Origin of the sequence: Nocardia sp. NPDC058518 (assembly GCF_042719655.1) — a bacterium.
Taxonomy (GTDB): Bacteria; Actinomycetota; Actinomycetes; order Mycobacteriales; family Mycobacteriaceae; genus Nocardia.
This window is the reverse complement of the sequence record NZ_JBHXNJ010000001.1, coordinates 144181-163790: the sequence shown is the minus strand read 5'-3', so window position 1 is coordinate 163790 and position 19610 is coordinate 144181. Positions and strand designations below refer to the sequence as shown.

Below are 19610 nucleotides of genomic sequence, written 5' to 3'. Positions count from 1 at the left end.
CACCGCCGATCACCACGATTCGACCAGCGGGGCGTCATGTTCGCGCCGCCGCCATTCGTCGGTGAGACGGCCCAGCCGGTGCGGTGCGGCGATGCTGCGCAGGCTCGCGATCTTGTCGTCGCGCAACTCGAGGATCGCGACGCCGAGGACTCGATCGTCGAGCGTGACGAGCACGGCCGGGCAGCCGTTGACCACGACGGCGTGGATCGAGGGTGAACCACCGGCGAGTCGGCGCTTGGCCTGCGTCGGTGTGAAACCCGCCCGCACCACGCTGGCGAGCCGCTGCGGGGTCGCGTAGCGGATCAGCTTGACGGCCAGCCCCCCGAAGCCGTCGGAGATCCCGGTCGCGTCGTCGGTCAGTAGCGCGATCAGCCGATCGGTGCGGCCCGAGGTGGCGGCATCGACGAACGCCTCGACGATGTGACGCGCGGCAGCACGGTCGAGGCGAGTGGCGTTGCGGGCGACGGTGATCCGCCCCCTGGCACGGTGGAGGTGTTGCTGGCTCGCCGAGACGGTGATGTCGAGGATCTCGGCGATCTCGGCGTGCCGGTACGCGAAGGCCTCGTGCAGCACGTACACGGCGCGTTCGGTGGGCGAGAGCCGTTCCATCAGGGTCAGCACCGCAAGGGTCACCGATTCGCGCTGCTCGACGGTGTCGGCGGGGCCCAGCATCGCGTCGCCGTCGAGAAGCGGTTCGGGCATCCAGGTGCCGACCGCGCGCTCGTGGCGCGCCTTCGCCGAACGGAGCCGGTCGAGCGCCAGATTGGTGACGATCTTGGTCAGCCACGCCTCCGGCACCTCGACGTACTCGCGGTCGGCGGCCTGCCACCGCAGGAACGCGTCCTGCACCGTGTCCTCGGCGTCGGCGGCCGAGCCGAGCAGGCGGTAGGCGATCGAGGCCAGCCGGTGACGGCTGGCCTCGAAGTGCGCCACGGTGGCAGTGTCCATGAGCACGACTCTAGGCGGCGATCGTGTCGGAGGAGTGCTCGTGGCCGGTCGCCAAACGGTACTTGTGCGTTGGCTTTCCGAGGTTCGGGCGGCTCAGGGTCCACGCGGACATCCCGAGGATCGACGACTTGACGCGGACGGCGGGCCGACCGAGCAGAGCCCACGACCTCGATCGCGCGTCACCGTCGACCAGCTGGAAGATCGCGTCCTTGCGGCCGAGGCTGATGTGGTTGCCCACGTAGGACAGCGTGGTCTTCGAGACCTTGCGCCCGGTGCGGTCACCGATGATCGCGGCCGTCGCCTGCATGCTGGTGAACCCCGCGGAAGCGCACGACATCGGCAGCGGTCGGCCGTTGTCTCCGATGACGAAGACACTGTCACCGGCCACGTAGACATCCGGGTGCGAGACCGAGCGCATCTGACGGTCGACGGTGATCTGGCCGTTGGGTTCCACCGCGAGGCCGCTGGCCGCGGCGATCGGGTGCACGGCGAAGCCCGCGGCCCACACGGTCGCATCGGCGACGAACGTGGTGCCGTCGGCGGCGATCGCGGCCGACGCCTCGACACGCTCGATGGTGGTGTGCTCGTGGATCGCGATTCCGAGCCGGTCGAAGGTGCGCAGCAGGTGGCGCCGGGCCCTGGGGCCCAACCAACCGCCGAGTTCACCGCGGGTGGCGAGGCTGACTCGAAGCCCCGGCCGGGATTCGGCGATCTCGGTGACGGCCTCGATCGCGGTCAGGTTGCCACCGACCACCAGCACATGACCGTGCTCGCCCAGCTCGTCCAAGCGTGCGCGCAGCCGCCGCGCCGCCGGCCGCGCGGCCACGTGGAAGGCGTGCTCGGCGCCGCCGACCACATCGTGATCGGCGGCGGTGCTGCCGAGCGCGTAGAGCAGGGTGTCGTATTCCAGCCGGTCGAGGCCATCGCCGTCGGCGACAGTGACAATCCGACGCTCGACATCGACGGCCTCGACCCGCGCCACCCGCAACCGGATGCCGGTGCCCGCGAAGATCTCCGCCAGCGGGCGGTGCCGCAGATCCTGCCCGGCCGCGAGCTGATGCAGGCGCAGCCGCTCCACGAAATCGGGTTCGGCGTTGACAACGGTGATCTCGAAGTCGTCGGAGTGGATTTGACGGGCCAGGTATCCGGCGGAGAACGCTCCGGCATATCCGGCCCCGAGGACGACGATACGGTGCTTCATGATTCGCTCCTGTCTGCTTCGCGTGCACCCTGAACGAGACAGCTCGCGATTTCCTGACAGGCCCGATATGTGATGTGGGTCACCTCTGTGGTTGCCCCGGGTCGATTCCGGACCGAATGTCAGCGGTTGGCGGTGGTGGTGGTGAGGAAGTCGGTGATGGCGGTGGCGACGGTGGTGGGTTGGTCGAGCATGGACAGGACGTAGGCGCCGTCTATTTCGACGAGGCGGGAGTGGGGGATGAGGGCGGCAAGGCGGGTGCCGTGGGATCGGGGCATGACTTTGCCTGCGCTGGACCACAGGATGAGGGTTTCGCCGGGGAAGTGTTGGAGGGCTTCGGTGTTGGCGACGAGTTCGCGTTTGTCGAAGCCCGAGCGGGTGTAGGCGAGGAGGTCGGCACGGATGCCGGGGTCGCGCAGGCCCGGTTCGGTCCAGGCGTGGACGAGGGCGTCGGGGAGGGGGAATTTGGCCATCCAGCCGAACATCAGAGGGCTGCGGCGGAGCCAGCCGATGCGCATCTGGCGCAGGGCCAGGGTGACGCCGCCGGGCAGGGCTGAAGCGAGGGTGGCGGTTTTGCCGGGGAGGCCGGGTGGGAAGTTGTCGAAGGCTTCGCTGGGGAAGATGATCAGCCGGCCGACGCGGTCGTCGAGGCCGTAGGCGGTGAGGAACAGGGCGCCGCCCCAGTCGGAGTGCACGAGGGTGACATCGTGCAGGTCCAGCGCGGTGAGGAAGTCGGCGACGAGCTGGTTGAGGCCGCGCAAGCTCAGGTCGGTGCCTGGGCGCAGCGGTTCGGGGTGTGCGCCCAGTGGCAGGTCGGGCAGGACGTAGCGGAAGCCGGTGGGCAGGTGGTCGATGACCGAGTCCCAGACGGTGTGGTTCATCAGCAGCCCGTGCAGCAGGACCACCGGGGGACCGTCACCGAGTTCGCGATAGTGGATCCGGCCCGCATCGAGTTCGACGGTCGGCATGACAATCCTCCCTTGCGCTCACGGTTAGAGCATTCACTCTAGTGCGTTTGCTCTAGTCTGGTGGGGTGAGCGAGCAGATGTCAACGAGTACCCGTGAGCGCCTGGTGAGCGCGGTCGCCGAACTGATGCGTGTACACGGGTACAGCGCGATCACCGTCAAACAGATCACCGCCGCCGCCGATGCGCCGATGGGGTCGCTCTACCACCACTTTCCGCAGGGCAAAGTGCAGATCGCGGCCGAGGCGCTGCGCGGCACCGGCGCGGTCTACATCCAGCTACTGCCCCTGCTGATGGACCCACACGAGGACCTGCGGGTGGCCGTGCCCGCCGCGTTCGATGACGCCGCGCGCACGCTCGAGGAGTCCGGGTGGATGAACATGTGCCCGGTCGGCACGGTCGCGGGCGAGATCGCCGACAGCGAACCGGCTTTGCGTGAGGTCGCCGCCGAGGTGGTGCGGGACTGGATCGACCGGGGCACAACATATTTCGCCGGCCGTGGGGTCGAGGAATCCGCGGCACGCGAGCTGATCGTGGCGATGCTGGCGGCGTTGGAAGGGGCTTTCATTCTCGGCCGCACACTGCGTTCGGCCGAACCGTTGCGTGCGGCAGGTCGGGCGATGGCGGCGCGAGTGGATATCGTGCTCGCCGAGCGCGAGGGCTCTGCCATCGATCGTTGATCACCTGACACGCCACGCGGCCGTGTCACGGGTCCTGTGACACGGCGGTGGTTGTGCGAGTGGATATTTCATCACGCGGCGGCGAGCGCTCCGGTGATCTTGCGGGTCATCTCGGCCATCGTCGGGTTGGGCTGGGTCTGATAGAGCTGGGCGGTGTCGATGGCGACGGCGATGGTGTTGCGGAAGTTCTCGGCCTCGACCGGGTCGTGCTCGCCGAGCAGGCTCATCGCCGCGGTGAGGGCGGGCAGCACCTGATCGGCGAGCTCGGCGACCGACGAGCCGCTCAGTGCGATGCGTCCGGATTTCTCGGCCAGCACATGGCCGACCAGACCGGTCGCCGACGACAGCGCGATGCTGCCGGTCGTGGCGATCTTGTGCGGCTTGCTGGTAGCCCCACCCGCGGCGGCGAGGAGGGAGACGGCGCCGTACGCGGCGGTCCGCAGGGTGGCCTTTTCCTGGGTGGTGAGGGTGACAGACATGGTGGTTCTCCTTGGGTTGTGTTGCGAGGGAAGAGGATCGGTGCTGGGTCAGCGGGTCGTGGCGGTGTCGGCCATGGTCTCGATCTCGCGCACGGCGTCGGCGACAGCGCGGAAGTCCTTGCGCAGGATCGCACCGTGGTTGCTGGCGACCTTGGCGCTGACGCGGATGTTCGGGTTGCGGACCAGTGCGTCGTCGAGGCCGGCGCGGATCTTCTCCTGCTCGTCGCCACGGCTGCCGAACGAGGTTCCCGAAGCGACCACGTACCGCACCGGGACGGTGATCGCGTCCAGCACCGGGCCCAGCGCGCTGACGCGGGAGAGTTTGCCGATCTCGATATTGCTCTCGGCCTGCTGCTGTGCGGTCAGCCGTGGTGCGAGGCCGGTCGGGCGAGCCAGCGGCAAGATCCAGCTCAGCCGCTTGAACAGCTTGCGGATCCGCAGCTCCATCGCCTCGTCGAGCCAGTCGTAGGGGAACGCGCCGTCGACGAGGACCGCGCCGAGGGCGCCGTCGGGATAACGGCTGGTCCAGTGCGCTCCGAGGACCGCGCCGTAGGACCAGCCGACCAGGATCGGCTTCTCGGTGATGCCCCTGGCCGCGAGGATGGCGTCGATGTCGCGCACGCAGGTGTCGAAGGAGTAGTCGGCCGACTTCTTCGACTTGCCGCGGGCCCGCTCGTCGAAAGTGATGTGGCGGTAGCCGGGGCCGAGCTCGGCGATGACCTTGCGCCAGTAGCCCTGGGTGGCGAACTGGCCGTTGAGGTAGACCACCGGGGTGCCGGTGCCGCCGGTGTCGGTGACGGCCAGTTCGGTGTCGTCGATCGACACCATGCCGGTCCATGCGGTGGTGGTCGGGCTGGTGGGGTTCGAGGAAGTCATTGCCATGTCCTTGCGTTGCGCTGTTCGGGCTTTACTGAATGATTAAGACAGTAGATTGCGTTCACTGTTCTGTCAACATCGGGTGTCACCCAAAAGTCGTGTTGGCGAGTATTTATGCAGAATCATTGCAATGAATATGACAGTGAATGCAAAGAAGAACCACGTTGCACGTTGCAATGAGATGAGGGTGAATGCATACTTGGTGCGGTACGGGTGACGAGCCGAGTACCTGTCGACAGAGAGGTGACCAGTAGCGATGCCCGGAGGCAGACTCGACGACGTGGACCGCAGGCACATTGCCGCGGGCCTGGCCGAAGGACTCGGATACGCCGAAATCGGGCGGCAGCTGGGTCGGCCCGCCTCGACCGTCATGCGCGAGGTGACCCGCAACGGCGGACCCGACGACTACCGACCCGAACGCGCACAGCAGGCCACCGAGCAGCGCGCGCGCCGACACAAACAGGCCAAGCCCCCAGCACCGCCGATCCCGGACAACGCGCACGGGCGCGACCCCGAGGCGGTAGCGGAGTTCACCGAATCGTTCACCGCCCTGCTCATCGAGCAGGGTCTGCCCAGGATGGAAGCCAGAGTGCTTGCCTGCCTGCAGATCACCGACTCGGGGGCGCTCACGGCCGCCGAACTGGTCGAACGACTGCGCGTGAGCCCCGCCTCCATCTCCAACGCGGTCGCCTTCCTCGAACAGCAGGGAATGCTGCGCCGCGAACTGGTCCCCGGCGCACGGCGCGAGCGCTACGTCATCGACGACGACATCTGGCTACGCAACCTTGTCGCCTCCGTGCAGATGCAGAACGCCCTGGCCGCGATCACCCGGCGCGGAGTCGAGATCCTCGGCCCCGACACTCCCGCGGGCGCACGCTTCGAACAATCCGCCGAATTCGTCGTCATCGTGGGCGCGGCGCTGCGGCAGGCGATGGAACAGTGGCGAGAGCGGTTGGCCGAGCGCAGCGCCTAACGAGGGCGATCGAGGACCACGCGGGCGACCAGCGCTCGGTGATCGGCGCCGGGCAGTTCGACGGTTTCGACGGTGGTGGCGTGCGCGTCGGCGACGAGGAAGTGGTCGATCCCCACGAAGGGGGGCACGCGTTTGTCGGTGGGGTAGGTGACCAGATGGCCCGCGCCCGCTTGTTCGGCGGCATCGGCGAAACGGCCCGATGCCATGGCGCGGAAGCGTGCGTGATCGTAGGTGGCATTGAAGTCGCCGCCGACGATCACCGGGCGATCGGTGGGGGACCGGCGCAGGATCTCGTGCAGGCGGGAGAGCTCGTCGGCCCAGACGCCGGTGTCGTAGACGGGCGGGACGGGGTGGAAGGCATAGACCGCCACCGGGCCGAGATCGGGGATGGTCGCGGTGGCCGAGATCTGGTTGAGGACATACCCGTCGTATTCGACGGTGTCGGACAACGGGTATCGGCTCCAGATGCCGGTACCGCTGGCCGTCTGGCCGGGGGCGAGATAGCGGTGGGGCAGGAGCTGGTCGAGGCCTGCGCGAGACAGGCTCTCGACGGCCGGGCGGGTGAGCTCGTTGACGGTGAGAATCGCGATGTCACGGGCCCGCACCTGGTCGACGAGCGCGCCCGGATCGGCACCGTCGAAGAGCAGATTGGCCTGCATCGCCATGACCGGATGTCCGTCACCACCGGTCTGCGCGACATACAGCGGCGCCTGCGTCGCGATACCCGCGCCCGCCACGACCACGGCCACCCCGGTCGCGATCCACTGCCGGGTCGCCGCGAAACCGACGGCACCGAGCACCGCACCGCCCATCAGATACGGTGCCCCCGAAGCCGCCAGGACGAGTAGTTCCAGCGTCGACCGGTTGAAATGCAATGCGACCCCCGCGGCCCCGGCCAGCGTCGCCGCCCCGGCCAGCAGGCGGACACCGCTCCGAACTACCTGCGCTCTCACCTCGCCAGCCAAGCACGCGCCGGCGATGTAGGCGAATTCGTCTTCGGATCCGGCGGAGTTCTGCTCACACCGAGTCTGTGGCGCCGAGCAGCGGCGCAACGGTCCCGAGCAGGGGAGGTGGCGCGTCGGGTGCGCGAATGGTGGTAGGAAAGGGGGCGTGTCGGCATCTGGCGAGAATTCTGGTTCGAACGGGCGGTCCCGCGCGGAGGACGAGGTGGTGGAGCTGGTCAGCAAACTGATCCAGTTCGACACCTCCAATACCGGCGAGCTGGCCACCACCAAGGGCGAACGGCAGTGCGCCGAGTGGGTGGCACAGCAATTGCACGAGGTCGGCTACGAGACCGAATACGTCGAGTCGGGTGCGCCGGGGCGCGGGAATGTGTTCGCGCGGTTGAAAGGCGCCGATTCGAGTCGCGGCGCGCTGATGATCCACGGGCACCTCGACGTGGTACCCGCCGAGGCCGCCGACTGGAGCGTGCACCCGTTCTCGGGTGCGGTCCGCGACGGCTACGTGTGGGGGCGCGGCGCCATCGACATGAAGGACATGGTCGGGATGACCCTGGCCCTGGCGCGCCAGTTCAAAGCCGAAGGCACAGTGCCGCCACGGGATCTGGTGTTCGCGTTCCTGGCCGACGAGGAGAACGGCGGCAAATGGGGCTCGCAGTGGCTGGTGGACAACCGGCCCGACCTGTTCGACGGTGTCACCGAGGCGGTCGGTGAGGTCGGCGGGTTCTCGCTGACCGTCCCGCGACCCGACGGCACCGAACGCAGGCTCTACCTGGTGGAGACCGCCGAGAAGGGCCTGGGCTGGATGCGGTTGCGCGCCAAGGCCCGCGCCGGGCACGGGTCGTTCCTGCACGAGGACAACGCGGTCACCATCCTCGCCGAAGCCGTCGCGCGCCTGGGCCGCCACACCTTCCCGGTGGTGCTCTCGGATTCGGTGGCCGAATTCCTCGCCGCGGTCAGCGAGGAGAGCGGGTTGGCCTTCGACCCGCACGGACCCGATATCGAAGGCCAGCTGGCCAAACTGGGCACCATCTCGCGCATCATCGGCGCCACCCTGCGCGATACCGCGAATCCGACGATGCTGCAGGCCGGATACAAAGCCAACGTCATCCCGCAGACCGCGGAAGCCGTGGTCGACTGCCGGGTGGTGCCGGGGCGGCAGGCGGCGTTCGAACGCGAGGTCGACGAACTGATCGGGCCCGATGTGGAGCGGGAATGGATCACCAAACTCGACTCCTACGAGACCACTTTCGACGGCCACCTCGTCGACGCCATGAACGACGCGGTGCTGGCCCACGACGCACAGGGGCGCACCGTGCCCTACATGCTCTCCGGCGGCACCGACGCGAAAGCGTTCGCTCGCTTGGGGATTCGCTGCTTCGGTTTCGCACCGTTGCAGCTGCCGCCGGAGCTGGACTTCACCGCCCTGTTCCACGGGGTGGACGAGCGGGTGCCGGTGCAGTCACTGGAATTCGGAACCCGCGTGCTGGAACACTTCCTTCTGCACAGCTGACCTCGACCCGAAAGGTCCTCCATTGAGTTACCACCCGTATGACGCGCTGCCCCAGGTGCCCTCGTTCACCGTCACCTCCGCCGACATCACCGACGGTCAGCCCTTGGCCAACGACCAGGTATCGGGGGTGTTCGGGTCGGGCGGCAAGGACATCTCACCGCAGCTGAGCTGGTCCGGATTCCCGGAAGAGACCCAGAGTTTCGCGGTGACGGTGTTCGATCCGGACGCGCCGACCGCCTCCGGGTTCTGGCACTGGGCCGTCGCCAACATTCCCGCCTCGGTGACCTCGCTCGACGTCGGCGCGGGCAGCGAGGGCGGGGTCTTGCCCGCCGGTGCGGTCACCCTGCGCAACGACGGTGGATTCCCCGGCTTCGTCGGTGCCTCCCCACCGAAAGGCCATGGCCCGCACCGGTATTTCGTGGTCGTGCACGCGGTCGATATCCCCGAACTCGAGATCGGACCGGACGCGACGCCCGCCTACCTCGGGTTCAACCTGTTCTTCCACACCCTGGCCAGGGCCACCCTGATCGGCACCTACGAACAGCACTGAGACACACAACAGCGGTGGCCCTGAGACTTCCAGGGCCACCGCTGTTTTCGCAATCACTTCACGTTGACGACATGCTCCGGCGGGGTCGCGGCGTAGAGCTCGGAGATGGTCTCGGCGTACTTGTTCGAGATCGGGGTCCGCTTGAGCGACATCTTCGGGGTCAGCTCGTCACCGCCGGGCTCCCACAGGTTCTCCACGATCACGAAACGCTTGATCTGCTCCACCCGGGAGAGCTTGCGGTTGCCCGCGAGCACCGCTTCCTTGACCTCGTCGACGATCTCCTGACGCCGGGCCAGTTCCGCGTGGGTGGCGTCGGTGGCACCGAAGTCCTTGGCGCGCAACGCCGCCACGTCGGGATCGAGCATGATCAGGGCGGTGATGTAGGCGCGGGCCTCGCCGATCGCGACGGCCTGGCCGATCATCGACGAGGCGGCCTTCATGGCGTTCTCGATATTGGAGGGGGCGATGTTCTTGCCCGCTTCGCTGATGATCAGTTCCTTCTTGCGATCCACGATGCGCAGATAGCCGTCGGCATCGAGGGTGCCGATATCGCCGGTGTGCAGCCAGCCGTCGTCGTCGATCGCCTCGGCGGTCCTGTCGGGCATATTGCGGTAGCCGGGGGTGATGATCGGGCCACGGATGAGGACCTCGCCGTCGGCGTCGAGACGCAACTCCACACCGTCCATTACGCGTCCGACCGAACCGGGGCGCGGCTTGTCGATCTCGGTGTAGGTGCCCACACCCGCGGTTTCCGACATCCCCCACACCTCGCTGACGGCGAAGCCGAGGCCGAGGAAGTACTCGAGGGTCTCCGGCGGCACCGGCGCGGCACCCGACGCCGCGACCTTCAGCTCGGCGAACCCGAGCGCCTCACGCAGCTTCGACAGCACGAGGGTGTCCGCGATCTTGTGCTGCACGCCGAGCAGCAGCGAGCTCTCACCGGCCAGGTTCGCCTTGGCCTGCGCGACACCGACCCCGATCGCCCAGTTGGCCAGCGCCTTCTTGACCGGGCTCGGCTCGACCGCGAGCTTGTTCTCGATACCGGCCTTGATCTTCTGCCACACCCGCGGCACACCGAAGAACACCGTCGGGCGGGCATCGGGCAGGGCGGCGGCGATCTCGCGCGGGTCGGTGACGGTGGTGATCTGGATGCCGGTGAGCAGGCTCATCGCGTGCGCGGAGATGCGGTCGGCGACGTGCGCGGCGGGCAGATACGACACGGCGCGGTCGTCGAAACCGACCGGCAGCGGACCCGAGACCAGGCCGACGACCTGGGCGATCACATTGCTCTGGGTGAGCTCGACGCCCTTGGACGGGCCGGTGGTGCCGGAGGTGTAGATCAAGGTGGCCAGATCGCCGGGCTGGACCGCCTGCCAGGCCGCGTCGAAGTCGAAGTCCGGTGCGGGATCGGATTCGAGCTGAGCCAGGGTCACGGTGCCCTCGGCGGTGCCGTCGACGATGACCGTGTGCTCCACCACGGCGCCCGAGGCACGGATCGTGTCGAGGAACGCCTGTTCGGTGATGACCACCTTGTTGCCCGCGTTGGCGAACACGTGCGCGATCTGTTCGGTGGAGCTGGTGTTGTACACCGAGAACGGGATAGCGCCCAGGTGCAGGGCGGCGGTGTCGATCAGGTTGAACTCGGGCCGGTTGGTGAGCATGATGCCGACCGCGTCACCGTGGCGGACTCCGAGTTTCGCCAACCCCGCGGCCAGTGCGCGCACCCTCGTCGCATACTCGGCCCAGGTGATCTCCTGGGTGCCACCGACCGTGCGCAAGGCGATCTGGTCGGGCCGCAACGCGGCGGTTTGCTGGAAGGCGGCGGGCACGGTGTGCACCGTGACCCCGGATGCGTGCGCGAAACCGATGTCTGTCATATCCCTGTTCCCATAGGCCGAGCTGGACGCCGAGCCAATGCGAGTGAAACTGTCTCGTTATCTCGAGACGAAGACGTCGGCAGTGGCGTGGCTCACTTATCGTAACCGGACATACGGGATTGCGAGGGGGGTTACCGGCGACTGCGCGGCCGCCACCACGACCGCACCCGGCCCGATCGCTCGTCGTCCGCGAGCGGATCGGCGGGGATGGTGTGCTGGCGGTGGCGCCGTTTGGCCTGCAGGTATTGCCTGCCGCGCGAGGATTGCAAGGCGATGGTGAGGGCGATGGGCTCGACGGTGATCCCGGCCTCGGTCAGTGCCAGGCACTTGTCGGGGTTGTTGGTGAGCAGCCGGACCCGGGTGAGTTCGAGGTCGCGCAGTGCGTGCGCGGCGGGTTCGTAGCGGCGGGTGTCGGCGTCGAGACCGAGGCGCCGGTAGCTGTCGAAGGTGTCGGCGCCGGACTGTTCGCTTTCCCGGTAGCCGCGGGCTTTCCAGATCAAGCCTGCCCCGCGGCCCTCCTGTTCGAGGTAGACGAGCACACCCGCGCCCTCGGCTTGGATGCGGTCCATCGACTCGGTGAGTTCCCCGCCGCAGTCGCAGTCATCGGAGCCGAGGCCCTCGCCGTAGAGGCAGCGCGAATGCATGCGTACCAGGCACCCGTCGCGGGGTTCGCCGAAAATGAACAGGTGCCCGCCGTCGTCGCGGTCGGGGATCTCGATGACCCGGATCGGCAGCTGCGTGCCACGGCGACCCAGTCGGTGTGCGGTGTCGGCACCGGCTCTCCCGGTCCTGGCACCGCCGAACGACAGTATGGTCAACGATCCTCCGTGCGTGAACAGGGCGGCGAGGCGCCGGTGCCGGACAGGCGCGAGCTGAATGTCGCGACCTTACCCCCGGATCAGACCGACGGCGCGTACAGACGCACGATGCGGTCGATCTCTTCGGTACTCGGCATCGACACCGCCACCGCGCCCAGATTCTGGGTCGGGATCATCGCCGCGGTGGCCCACACGAAATCGGTTGCGGTGAGCGGGGTTCGGGAGTTGACGAGCCGATAGGCCAGCGCGCCGGTGAAGGCGGCCGCGGCACCGACCGAGGCCTTGAGTACCTGCGGGAAATGGTCGATGACCGTCTCGATCGTGTCGGAGGCGACCACGCACCGGAAGTTCTCGACGGTGCACACGGTGCCGACGCCGAGGCCACGCAGCAGCCGGGCGATATCGGCGGCGGATTCGGCCGGTACGTCGGGCAGCAGCGCGTCGAGATCCGCGGCGGCGCCGACCAGGTAGTCGACCGCGCCGAGGTACCGGTAGAGGCTCTGCGGCACCGGCATACCCGGTGTCGGACACACGATGACGGGCGGTTTGGGTCGCATCTGCGACACCACCGACAGGACCTGCTCGATCACCGTCGGTGGTGGTTCGAAGCTCAGGATCACCACATCCGAGGCTTCCAGGGCGGCGCGCAGTTCGGGGCGGTGCAGGTCTTCGTCCTGGAGCTGGACGCGGTTGTCGCGGCAGCCGATGATGCGGCTCTCCCCGTTGGGTGTGATCACTACCGCGGTGACCAGCGACGTCGCGAACGGGACCACCTTGACCAGATCGAGGTGGACGCCTTCGGATTCGATGAATTCGAGGATGCGCCGACCGTATTCGTCGCCGCCTACGGCACACACCAGGTGCACACCGATGCCGAGGCGGGCCGCGGCGACCGCCCGGTTGAGTCCTTTGCCGCCGGGGTGCCCGGTGAAGCTGCCGCTGGAGGCGTTGTCGGCGTCGGGGAAGGTGTCGACTCGATAGAGATGATCGATGACGGCGTCCCCGAAAACCGTGACGACACCGCGTCGTGCGGGGACGGTGGCGGGCTGCGCGACCGACGGCCCGGACATCGGATAACCCGAATCGGTGGCGAGCAGACCGGCGAGCGCGGTGAACGCATGGTGCTCGGATACGGTGCGCAACCGTTTGACGGTGGGCACATCAGGAACGGGGTCGACGTCGAGCAGGGTGTGCAGGGCGACCCACTGTTCGGTCAAGGCCTCTCGACGTTCCCCGAGGTTATCCGCATAAAGGCGTTCGATATCGATACCGACGCCCTCGCGGTCCCGGAACAGGCCCAGCGACAGCGCCGCATCCACGATCAACCGGTCCGTCGGGGGCAGCCACTGCACGACCTCGCGCACCACGGGCAGAATCGACGCCTCGGCGGTGACCCCGTTGCGGCGGGCGTGTCGGCGCACCGACAGCAGCTCCAGCAGCGGCGCAGCGTCGATCTCGGTGTGGCGCAAGCGTTCTGCGCTCAGGCCCGCATACTTGCCCAACCTGGCCAGGATGCTGCGGATCGCGGCGACGCGGGCATCTTGGGGAACCATCGGCATGCTGCCTCCCGTCAACTTCTCGACGCCGGCGCGCACCGATCGGGGCGGACGCCGCACTGCGATCGCCACAATGCCGGGTTTGCCACGCCCGAAATCCGGCAATTACCTACTAACAATGGCAATTGACCAAGACAAATGGCAAATGCCACACTGGATTACGGGGAGGATGCCCCGCCAGACGCTCGGGGAGGGCGCAGCGCCCCGCCGGGGAAGGCAGGTCAGCGATGGTTATTCATGGCACCGACGACACGTTACGCAGCGACCGCACGCCGGAGTTCGCCGAACGAACCGACACCGGCGGCTGGCGATTGAGCTGGTTGCCCGAGTACACCCTCAGCCGTGAGCAGGCCTGGGCGGGCATGGAACTCGACGAACTCGTCAGCGATCTCGCTGCCGTCCACGACCGGCTCGCACACGCCGAGATCAGTGCCCGTGCCGACCTGCTCGGCATCATCTGGCAGCAGGCACTGATCAAGCTCGCCAAACGCATCGACGCCCGGCAGCGCGGCGACAACCCGGCGGCGGGGGAGTCGTTCCACGATCCACCGGCACAACTGTCGCGGCTACGCCCGGCGCGACCGACAAGCGAGGACCGGGCGCCCCAGGCGTACTACGGCTGAGACCTCAGACCGAGTGGGCGCGATGTTCGGCGCCGACCGCGTCGGACAGGCAGGCGTAGCCGTTCGCACGCAGGTTGGCAGCGATGCCGCGATGGATGCGGGTGGTCCAGAAGGGGCCGCCGTAGATGAAGCCGGTGTAGCCCTGCAGGAGGGTGGCGCCGGCGAGGATGCGAGCCCACGCCTGGTCGGGGGTTTCGATGCCGCCGACGGAGATCAGGACCACCCGGTCGCCGACGCGGGTGTAGAGACGGCGCAGCACTTCCAGGGACCGTTCGGCCACGGGGGCGCCGGACAGGCCGCCCGCGCCCATGGCTTCGACCTCGGGGGTCGGGGTGTCGAGCCCGTCGCGGCGGATGGTGGTGTTGGTGGCGACGATGCCTGCCAGACCCAGTTCGACAGCGAGGTCGGCCACGGCGTCGATGTCGTCGTCGGACAGGTCGGGGGCGATCTTCACCAGGACCGGCACCGAGACACTGTCGAGCACGGCCTGCAGGATCGGGCGCAGGGATTCGACGGCTTGCAGATCACGCAGACCGGGGGTGTTGGGGGAGGACACGTTGACCACGACGAAGTCCGCGAGCGGGCCGAGTAATCGGGCGCTGGTCGCGTAATCGCCTGCGGCGGCGTCGGGTTCGGTGACCTTGGTCTTGCCGATGTTCGCGCCGATCGGGACGGTGGGGTGCGCGCCGTGCAGGCGGGCGGCCGCGGCGGCGGCACCGTGATTGTTGAACCCCATCCGGTTGATCAGGGCGTGGTCGGCGGGCAGCCGGAACAGGCGCGGCGTGGGGTTGCCGGGCTGGGCGTGGGCGGTGACGGTACCGATCTCGGCGAAACCGAAACCGAGTGTGCCCCAGGCGTTCGCGCCGTCGGCGTTCTTGTCGAAACCGGCGGCGAGGCCCAGCGGTGCGGGGAAGTCGACACCGAACGCGGTGGTGGCCAGGATCGGGTCCTCGACCACGGTGAGCTTGCGGGCCAGCCAGCGGGTCGGCGGGAACCAGGTGGCGAAACGCAGGGCGGTGAACACCAGGTGATGCACCCGCTCCGGCGGGATCAAGAACATCAGGCGTAACAGGAGGGCGTACATGGTCGGCTCACAATCCGGGTTCGGGCACAGGCAGGACGGCGTTTTTGCGGCGGCGCAACAGCACCCGGCGACTGCCGTCGGTGTAGGCGCGCACCCGGGACAACTCCCAGCCACCGAATTCGGCCTGGATGGCCAGCCGCATCGAGGCGGTGACCCGGTTGACCTCCGGTGGCAGCCGCAGGGGCACGTATTCGTAGTCGTCGTTGCTGGTTTCCCAGCTCGGCGGTGTCACCGAGCGCGAACTGCGAGATCTGGGAGATTCGGCCATCACTGCCCTCTCTTCCGCTCGTCCGCGCCGATCCGCTGCAGGCCATCACCCACGGCCGAGGCCACGAACAGGTCGCCGGTGCGTTCGTCGACGGTCATCGAGTCGGGCTGGCGCAGCGTCGCGAGCCTGGCCACCTCGACACCGATGCCGGTCGACAGGTCGTAGCCGACGACCTCGTTGCTCTGCGTGCAACTCACCCAGACCAGCTCCGAACGCGGGTCGTAAGCGAGTGCGTAAGGCGACGATGATACCGGGAAACGCTGGCGCAGCACGAGCGGACCGGCCGAGTAGACGAGCAGTTCGCCACCGGCGGTGTCGGCGACGATGATGCGGCCGTGCGGGTCGGTGATGGCGTTGGTGGCGCCGTCACCCGCGCGCAGCATCAGGCCGAGCGCTTCCTCGCCCACGGCGACAACAGCGGTTTGCTTGCGATCGAGGACGGTGATGTTCTCGCCGGTCAACGCGATCGCGTCGGCGGAGACGAGGCCGGTGATCGTGCGGGTGACCGTGCCGTCGGCGTTCAGTTCGCGCAGGGTGCCGTCGGCCGTACCGACGACGAGCGTGCCGTCGGTGCGAGTTTGCGCGCTGTGCACGTCACCGTCGACGGGGATCTCGGCGAGCGTGCCGGTGGTCGCGTCGACCCGCAGTACCCGGTCGGTGGCGGCGACGAGCACTTCGCCAGGGGCGCCCTGGGCCAGCGACACGCCGGCGGCAGGCAGGCTGATCGTGCGCGGGGTGGCCGGTGCGGCGGGGTCGATCAGTGCGAGCGCGGTCCCGGCGGTGTCCAGGGCGGCGAGGCGGCCCGTCGAGCGTTCGGCGAGCAGGGCTTTCGTCGCGGCCGCCGGGAAAACCTGACCGGCCGGGTTCGCGGCGGTAGCGGGCGAGACGGCAGCGGTGGCCGGGGGCCTGGTCGGGACATCGGGACCGCCGTCTTCACCGCTGCACCCGGTCAGTACCACCAAAACCGCCGCGCCGACCAACGCAGAGGCGACCGAGCCACGAGGGCGCATGCACCGAACTCCTTCAATCCGCACGAGGTGACTCCGTTGATCACCATCTGACCATGATGACTCACCAGTAGCTTCGACCGGGTGCTCGCGTCGGAGGTGTCGGTGACGCACGTTACTGTTGACGCGTCGACAATTGATTGCCACACAGCGGCAGGAGATCCCCACGATGACCGACCGGACACCAGCGGGTTTCGGCATCGATGACATCTCCGTCGGACCGTTCGCCCACGGCTTCGGCACCACCGACGACGGCCGCCCCTTCGCCTTCCGCACCGACCGCGCCACCCTGACCGTGCAGATATATCGCGCCGACCTGGGCGATGCGGTACCGGGATCCGACGACGTGGTGGCCCAGGCGCACGCTCAGGTGACCGACATCGACCTCGGTGACGAACGCAGCGTCAGCGCCTTCGTACGCGATCTGCTCCCCGACGCCAACCCTGTTGCAAGGGCGGCGACCAGTGACATCTCCACAGTTCGCGCCATCCTGGGACGGATCAGTGCCGTCATTGATGGTATGTAGATGGTGATGTCTTCCACACTTTTCGCCAGGGCCGCTGCGGCCACCGCCTGCCTCACGGCCCTCGTCGCCCTCGCCGCGTGCGCGGGAACCGCCGACGAGGCCTCGGTCGACGCCGCACGGTCTTCGGCCAACGCCTCCCTCGCCTCCTCCGTCGCGATCTCGGCCAGCAAGGCCAATGTGCCGCTGCCGACCGCCCAGCAACTCGACGCGCAGATCAAGCGCGCGCTCGACCCGAGCCTGCCCGATGTCGAACGCACCGAACTGATCGAAGACGGCGCCGCGTTCTCCGACGCCATCCCCGACATGTACAAGGCGCTGCGCGACAACCCCCACGCGGTGTACGGCGTCGTCGACCCGGTGTTCGACAACCGCGACGGCACCCTCACCGCGACCATGCGCCTGGACAAGGACGGTTCGGGCGCCAACGTGCGTACCACCATCGTGCATTTCGTGCTGCTCGACGGGAAGTGGAAGATCTCGCGCACCGACCTGTGCGGCATCCTGCGCTCGGCCGACTACCGCACCGCCGCCTGCGGCTGAGATGCGCGAATCTCGATCCATGCGGTGGGGCAGGTTCGTCCACCGCCACCGATTCCTCGTGCTCGGCTTCTTCGTGCTGACCGTGCTGGTCTCGGGGTGGTTCGGTCGCGACCTGGCCGACCGCTACACCCAGGAGGGCTGGTTCGACGAGTCGAGCCAGTCGGTGGCGGCGTCCAAACTGGCCGACGAGACCTTCGGCCGCGACACCGACGGCGATCTGATCGTCATCTACACCGCCCCACCCGGCACGACCGTCGACGATCCCGCCGTGCGCGGTCCGGTGACGGCGGCGCTGGCCGACCTGCGCAAGCAGTACGGGGAGCGGATCCACAAGATCGACAGCTACTGGGACAGCCCGTTCTCGGCGAATGCCTCCGATCCGACCAAACAGCACGCGTTCGCCAGTATCGGGCTGGCAGGCGGCGGCGGGACCGCGACGGTCAACAACTATCTCGCGTTGAAACCGCACCTGGACGCCGGTGTGCCCGGCGGTGGACCGGGCGGGACCACGGTGCAGCTGGCGGGGCTGCAGCCGGTGGTCGAGGGCATCAATATCGGGATGCAGCACGACATCAAGCGCGCCGAGATCATCGCCTTGCCGATCGTGGCGATCCTGCTCTACTTCGTGTTCGGCGGGGTGATCGGCGCGCTGCTGCCGGTGCTGATCGGTGGACTCACTATCCTCGGCACCTCCGGGATCTTGCGGGTGCTCACCGCCCAGATCGAGGTCAACGTGTTCGCCAGTGCGGTGATGACGCTGGTCGCGCTCGGGTTGGCGATCGACTACGGACTGTTCACGGTGACCCGGTTCCGGGAGGAACTGGCCGCCGGACGCTCCGTCGAGGACGCGACCGCACGCACCGTCGCCACGGCGGGGCGCACCGTGCTGTTCTCGGCGGGGATCATCGCATTGAGCCTCGGTGCGCTGTTCATCTTCCCGAACGGGGTGCTGCGATCGGTGCCCTACGGCGGTATTTCCGCGGTGATGCTGGCGGCGCTGTTGTCGGTCACCGCACTGCCCGCCGCGTTGAGTATCGCCGGACACCGGATCGACTGGCTGGGCTGGAAACGTTTCTCGCGCAGCAAGACCGAAGCCCAGATCGATGCCGGGTTCTTCTCCCGGCTGGCACAGCGGGCGATGCGAAGGCCATGGGCGGTGGTCATCCCGATCGTGCTCGGTCTGCTGGCGCTGAGTATTCCGTTGCGCCACATCGAGTTCGGTGGCATCAGCGAGAAATATCTGGCCGCCGACAATCCGGCGCGGGTGGCCCAGGAAGACTTCGATCACCTGTTTCCCGGATTCCGCACCGAACCGTTGAAGCTGATCGTGGTCGGAGCGTCGCCGCAGGAGCTGAGCGATATCCGGTTCGAGGCCAATCAGGTTCCCGGGCTGACCGGGCGGTTCGAACCGGCGGCGCCGACCAAGGACAACGTCAATGTGCTCTCCGCCGGGCTCGGTGACAAACGCGACGCCGACCGGGTGATCGACGCGTTGCGTTCGCTGCCAGCGCCACCGGGCGTGCAGGTGATGGTCGCCGGTATCCCCGCGCTCGAACGCGACAGCATCAACGGGTTGATCGACGGGCTGCCGCTGCTGTTGGCGATTCTGATCGCGGCGGCGCTGGCGCTGATGATCGTGGCATTCCGGTCGGTGATCCTGGCGGTGAAGGCCGTCGCGATGAGTGCGCTCAGTTTGGTCTCGACCCTGGGCGTGCTGACCTGGATCTTCGTGGAAGGGCACGGGTCGGAGGCCTTCCAGTTCACGCCCGGACCATTGATGTTCGCGGTGGTGGCGTTGATCGTGACGGTGATCTTCGGATTGTCCACCGACTACGAGGTGTTCCTGCTGTCCCGGATCGCCGAGAAACGGGCCGCGGGTGCCGATGCCGCCGAGTCCATCCGTTACGGCGTGGCCCACACCGGCGGGGTGATCACCTCGGCGGCGGCGATTCTGATCGTGGTCACCGGGGCATTCGGGTTCTCGGATCTGGTGCTGATGAAATACATCGCCTACGGGATGATCGTGGCGCTGGTCATCGACGCCACGATTATCCGGATGGTGCTCACCCCGGCGCTGCTGAAGATCATCTGGAAGTAGCCGGGACACAGGGGTGGATGTGGCGTGGGCGAGACCGCGGGTGAATCCTTCGGATCTCGGATAGCTCTGGAG

Annotated in this window: 20 protein-coding genes; 8 read left to right on the top strand and 12 right to left on the bottom strand. The window is 67.9% G+C overall.

All coding sequences use genetic code 11. From position 1 onward, the window contains the following. Positions 1 to 9: 9 nt before the first annotated feature. From ACFWPX_RS00665 to ACFWPX_RS00655, 3 genes are all read right to left on the bottom strand, one after another. A complete protein-coding gene (locus ACFWPX_RS00665; protein WP_378924634.1) occupies positions 10 to 948 on the bottom strand; it encodes a sigma-70 family RNA polymerase sigma factor in 939 nt (312 codons plus the stop codon). A gap of 10 nt (positions 949 to 958) precedes the next feature. Then, complete coding sequence (locus tag ACFWPX_RS00660; RefSeq protein ID WP_378924633.1) at positions 959 to 2149, bottom strand: NAD(P)/FAD-dependent oxidoreductase; 1191 nt, start codon at positions 2147 to 2149, stop codon at positions 959 to 961. 119 nt (positions 2150 to 2268) lie between these two features. After that, positions 2269 to 3114, bottom strand: a complete 846-nt coding sequence (locus ACFWPX_RS00655; RefSeq protein ID WP_378924631.1) for an alpha/beta fold hydrolase — start codon at positions 3112 to 3114, stop codon at positions 2269 to 2271. A gap of 65 nt (positions 3115 to 3179) precedes the next feature. Between ACFWPX_RS00655 and ACFWPX_RS00650 the strand changes: the two genes are divergently transcribed. Continuing rightward, positions 3180 to 3791 carry a TetR/AcrR family transcriptional regulator gene (locus tag ACFWPX_RS00650; protein ID WP_378924629.1) on the top strand — a complete coding sequence of 204 codons (612 nt, stop codon included), beginning with the start codon at positions 3180 to 3182 and terminating at the stop codon, positions 3789 to 3791. Positions 3792 to 3862: 71 nt separating this feature from the next. Here the strand turns inward: ACFWPX_RS00650 and ACFWPX_RS00645 are convergent, their stop codons facing one another. Both ACFWPX_RS00645 and ACFWPX_RS00640 read right to left on the bottom strand, forming a co-directional pair. Continuing rightward, positions 3863 to 4270 (bottom strand): hypothetical protein, encoded by a 408-nt coding sequence (locus ACFWPX_RS00645; protein WP_378924627.1) that lies wholly within the window; start codon positions 4268 to 4270, stop codon positions 3863 to 3865. Positions 4271 to 4318: 48 nt separating this feature from the next. Then, on the bottom strand, positions 4319 to 5146 hold the full coding sequence (locus ACFWPX_RS00640) for an alpha/beta fold hydrolase (RefSeq protein ID WP_378924625.1): 828 nt from the start codon (positions 5144 to 5146) through the stop codon (positions 4319 to 4321). 256 nt (positions 5147 to 5402) lie between these two features. Here ACFWPX_RS00640 and ACFWPX_RS00635 point away from each other — a divergent pair, with 256 nt between their 5' ends. Next, the gene (locus tag ACFWPX_RS00635) at positions 5403 to 6119 is read left to right on the top strand and encodes a MarR family transcriptional regulator (protein WP_378924623.1); all 717 of its coding nucleotides are present in this window, start codon (positions 5403 to 5405) and stop codon (positions 6117 to 6119) included. On the opposite strand, the gene ACFWPX_RS00630 is transcribed toward ACFWPX_RS00635, so the two are convergent. Next, the gene (locus ACFWPX_RS00630; RefSeq protein WP_378924621.1) at positions 6116 to 7072 is read right to left on the bottom strand and encodes an endonuclease/exonuclease/phosphatase family protein; all 957 of its coding nucleotides are present in this window, start codon (positions 7070 to 7072) and stop codon (positions 6116 to 6118) included. The two genes, ACFWPX_RS00635 and ACFWPX_RS00630, sit on opposite strands and share 4 nt — an antisense overlap. A gap of 157 nt (positions 7073 to 7229) precedes the next feature. Here ACFWPX_RS00630 and ACFWPX_RS00625 point away from each other — a divergent pair, with 157 nt between their 5' ends. Both ACFWPX_RS00625 and ACFWPX_RS00620 read left to right on the top strand, forming a co-directional pair. Then, complete coding sequence (locus tag ACFWPX_RS00625) at positions 7230 to 8591, top strand: M20/M25/M40 family metallo-hydrolase (RefSeq protein WP_378924619.1); 1362 nt, start codon at positions 7230 to 7232, stop codon at positions 8589 to 8591. Positions 8592 to 8613: 22 nt separating this feature from the next. Next, the gene (locus ACFWPX_RS00620) at positions 8614 to 9141 is read left to right on the top strand and encodes a YbhB/YbcL family Raf kinase inhibitor-like protein (RefSeq protein WP_378924617.1); all 528 of its coding nucleotides are present in this window, start codon (positions 8614 to 8616) and stop codon (positions 9139 to 9141) included. Positions 9142 to 9194: 53 nt separating this feature from the next. On the opposite strand, the gene ACFWPX_RS00615 is transcribed toward ACFWPX_RS00620, so the two are convergent. The 3 genes from ACFWPX_RS00615 to ACFWPX_RS00605 all read right to left on the bottom strand — a co-directional run bounded on the left by ACFWPX_RS00615 (position 9195) and on the right by ACFWPX_RS00605 (position 13395). Then, a complete protein-coding gene (locus ACFWPX_RS00615; protein ID WP_378924615.1) occupies positions 9195 to 11018 on the bottom strand; it encodes an AMP-dependent synthetase/ligase in 1824 nt (607 codons plus the stop codon). 131 nt (positions 11019 to 11149) lie between these two features. Then, positions 11150 to 11836, bottom strand: a complete 687-nt coding sequence (gene ribA, locus ACFWPX_RS00610) for a GTP cyclohydrolase II RibA (protein WP_378924613.1) — start codon at positions 11834 to 11836, stop codon at positions 11150 to 11152. Between the two features lie 80 nt (positions 11837 to 11916). Beyond that, positions 11917 to 13395 carry a PfkB family carbohydrate kinase gene (locus ACFWPX_RS00605; protein ID WP_378924611.1) on the bottom strand — a complete coding sequence of 493 codons (1479 nt, stop codon included), beginning with the start codon at positions 13393 to 13395 and terminating at the stop codon, positions 11917 to 11919. Between the two features lie 224 nt (positions 13396 to 13619). On the opposite strand from ACFWPX_RS00605, the gene ACFWPX_RS00600 reads away from it, so the two are divergent. Next, the gene (locus ACFWPX_RS00600) at positions 13620 to 14015 is read left to right on the top strand and encodes a hypothetical protein (RefSeq protein WP_378924609.1); all 396 of its coding nucleotides are present in this window, start codon (positions 13620 to 13622) and stop codon (positions 14013 to 14015) included. 4 nt (positions 14016 to 14019) lie between these two features. Here the strand turns inward: ACFWPX_RS00600 and ACFWPX_RS00595 are convergent, their stop codons facing one another. Genes ACFWPX_RS00595 through ACFWPX_RS00585 form a run of 3 tightly spaced genes read right to left on the bottom strand, consistent with a single transcriptional unit; the run spans position 14020 to position 16377 of the window. Further along, positions 14020 to 15099 (bottom strand): quinone-dependent dihydroorotate dehydrogenase, encoded by a 1080-nt coding sequence (locus ACFWPX_RS00595; protein WP_378913601.1) that lies wholly within the window; start codon positions 15097 to 15099, stop codon positions 14020 to 14022. Positions 15100 to 15106: 7 nt separating this feature from the next. Then, the gene (locus ACFWPX_RS00590) at positions 15107 to 15367 is read right to left on the bottom strand and encodes a DUF5703 family protein (RefSeq protein ID WP_378913602.1); all 261 of its coding nucleotides are present in this window, start codon (positions 15365 to 15367) and stop codon (positions 15107 to 15109) included. Further along, entirely contained in the window at positions 15367 to 16377 is a 1011-nt protein-coding gene (locus ACFWPX_RS00585; protein ID WP_378924607.1) for a hypothetical protein, read from the bottom strand. Before ACFWPX_RS00585 ends, ACFWPX_RS00590 begins: the two co-directional genes overlap by 1 nt. 166 nt (positions 16378 to 16543) lie before the next feature. Between ACFWPX_RS00585 and ACFWPX_RS00580 the strand changes: the two genes are divergently transcribed. From ACFWPX_RS00580 to ACFWPX_RS00570, 3 genes are read left to right on the top strand one after another with little or no spacing between them, the layout of a single operon-like run. Further along, positions 16544 to 16900 (top strand): hypothetical protein, encoded by a 357-nt coding sequence (locus ACFWPX_RS00580; protein WP_378924605.1) that lies wholly within the window; start codon positions 16544 to 16546, stop codon positions 16898 to 16900. Between the two features lie 6 nt (positions 16901 to 16906). After that, positions 16907 to 17440, top strand: coding sequence for a hypothetical protein (locus tag ACFWPX_RS00575; protein WP_378913605.1), 534 nt, complete (start codon positions 16907 to 16909; stop codon positions 17438 to 17440). A gap of 19 nt (positions 17441 to 17459) precedes the next feature. Then, positions 17460 to 19538: an MMPL family transporter gene (locus tag ACFWPX_RS00570; RefSeq protein WP_378924603.1), complete on the top strand. Its 2079-nt coding sequence runs from the start codon at positions 17460 to 17462 to the stop codon at positions 19536 to 19538. The last annotated feature ends 72 nt before the right edge of the window (positions 19539 to 19610 follow it).

Excerpts from the sequence above, each read along its gene's own strand:
- ACFWPX_RS00645 (WP_378924627.1), bottom strand. The coding sequence starts at position 4,270 with ATGTCTGTCACCCTCACCACCCAGGAAAAGGCCACCCTGCGGACCGCC.
- ACFWPX_RS00590 (WP_378913602.1), bottom strand. The coding sequence starts at position 15,367 with ATGGCCGAATCTCCCAGATCTCGCAGTTCGCGCTCGGTGACACCGCCG.
- ACFWPX_RS00640 (WP_378924625.1), bottom strand. The coding sequence starts at position 5,146 with ATGACTTCCTCGAACCCCACCAGCCCGACCACCACCGCATGGACCGGC.
- ACFWPX_RS00615 (WP_378924615.1), bottom strand. The coding sequence starts at position 11,018 with ATGACAGACATCGGTTTCGCGCACGCATCCGGGGTCACGGTGCACACC.
- ACFWPX_RS00585 (WP_378924607.1), bottom strand. The coding sequence starts at position 16,377 with ATGCGCCCTCGTGGCTCGGTCGCCTCTGCGTTGGTCGGCGCGGCGGTT.
- ACFWPX_RS00635 (WP_378924623.1), top strand. The coding sequence starts at position 5,403 with ATGCCCGGAGGCAGACTCGACGACGTGGACCGCAGGCACATTGCCGCG.
- ACFWPX_RS00570 (WP_378924603.1), top strand. The coding sequence starts at position 17,460 with ATGCGGTGGGGCAGGTTCGTCCACCGCCACCGATTCCTCGTGCTCGGC.
- ACFWPX_RS00655 (WP_378924631.1), bottom strand. The coding sequence starts at position 3,114 with ATGCCGACCGTCGAACTCGATGCGGGCCGGATCCACTATCGCGAACTC.
- ACFWPX_RS00575 (WP_378913605.1), top strand. The coding sequence starts at position 16,907 with ATGTCTTCCACACTTTTCGCCAGGGCCGCTGCGGCCACCGCCTGCCTC.
- ACFWPX_RS00665 (WP_378924634.1), bottom strand. The coding sequence starts at position 948 with ATGGACACTGCCACCGTGGCGCACTTCGAGGCCAGCCGTCACCGGCTG.
- ACFWPX_RS00660 (WP_378924633.1), bottom strand. The coding sequence starts at position 2,149 with ATGAAGCACCGTATCGTCGTCCTCGGGGCCGGATATGCCGGAGCGTTC.
- ACFWPX_RS00600 (WP_378924609.1), top strand. The coding sequence starts at position 13,620 with ATGGTTATTCATGGCACCGACGACACGTTACGCAGCGACCGCACGCCG.
- ACFWPX_RS00605 (WP_378924611.1), bottom strand. The coding sequence starts at position 13,395 with ATGCCGATGGTTCCCCAAGATGCCCGCGTCGCCGCGATCCGCAGCATC.
- ACFWPX_RS00580 (WP_378924605.1), top strand. The coding sequence starts at position 16,544 with ATGACCGACCGGACACCAGCGGGTTTCGGCATCGATGACATCTCCGTC.
- ACFWPX_RS00595 (WP_378913601.1), bottom strand. The coding sequence starts at position 15,099 with ATGTACGCCCTCCTGTTACGCCTGATGTTCTTGATCCCGCCGGAGCGG.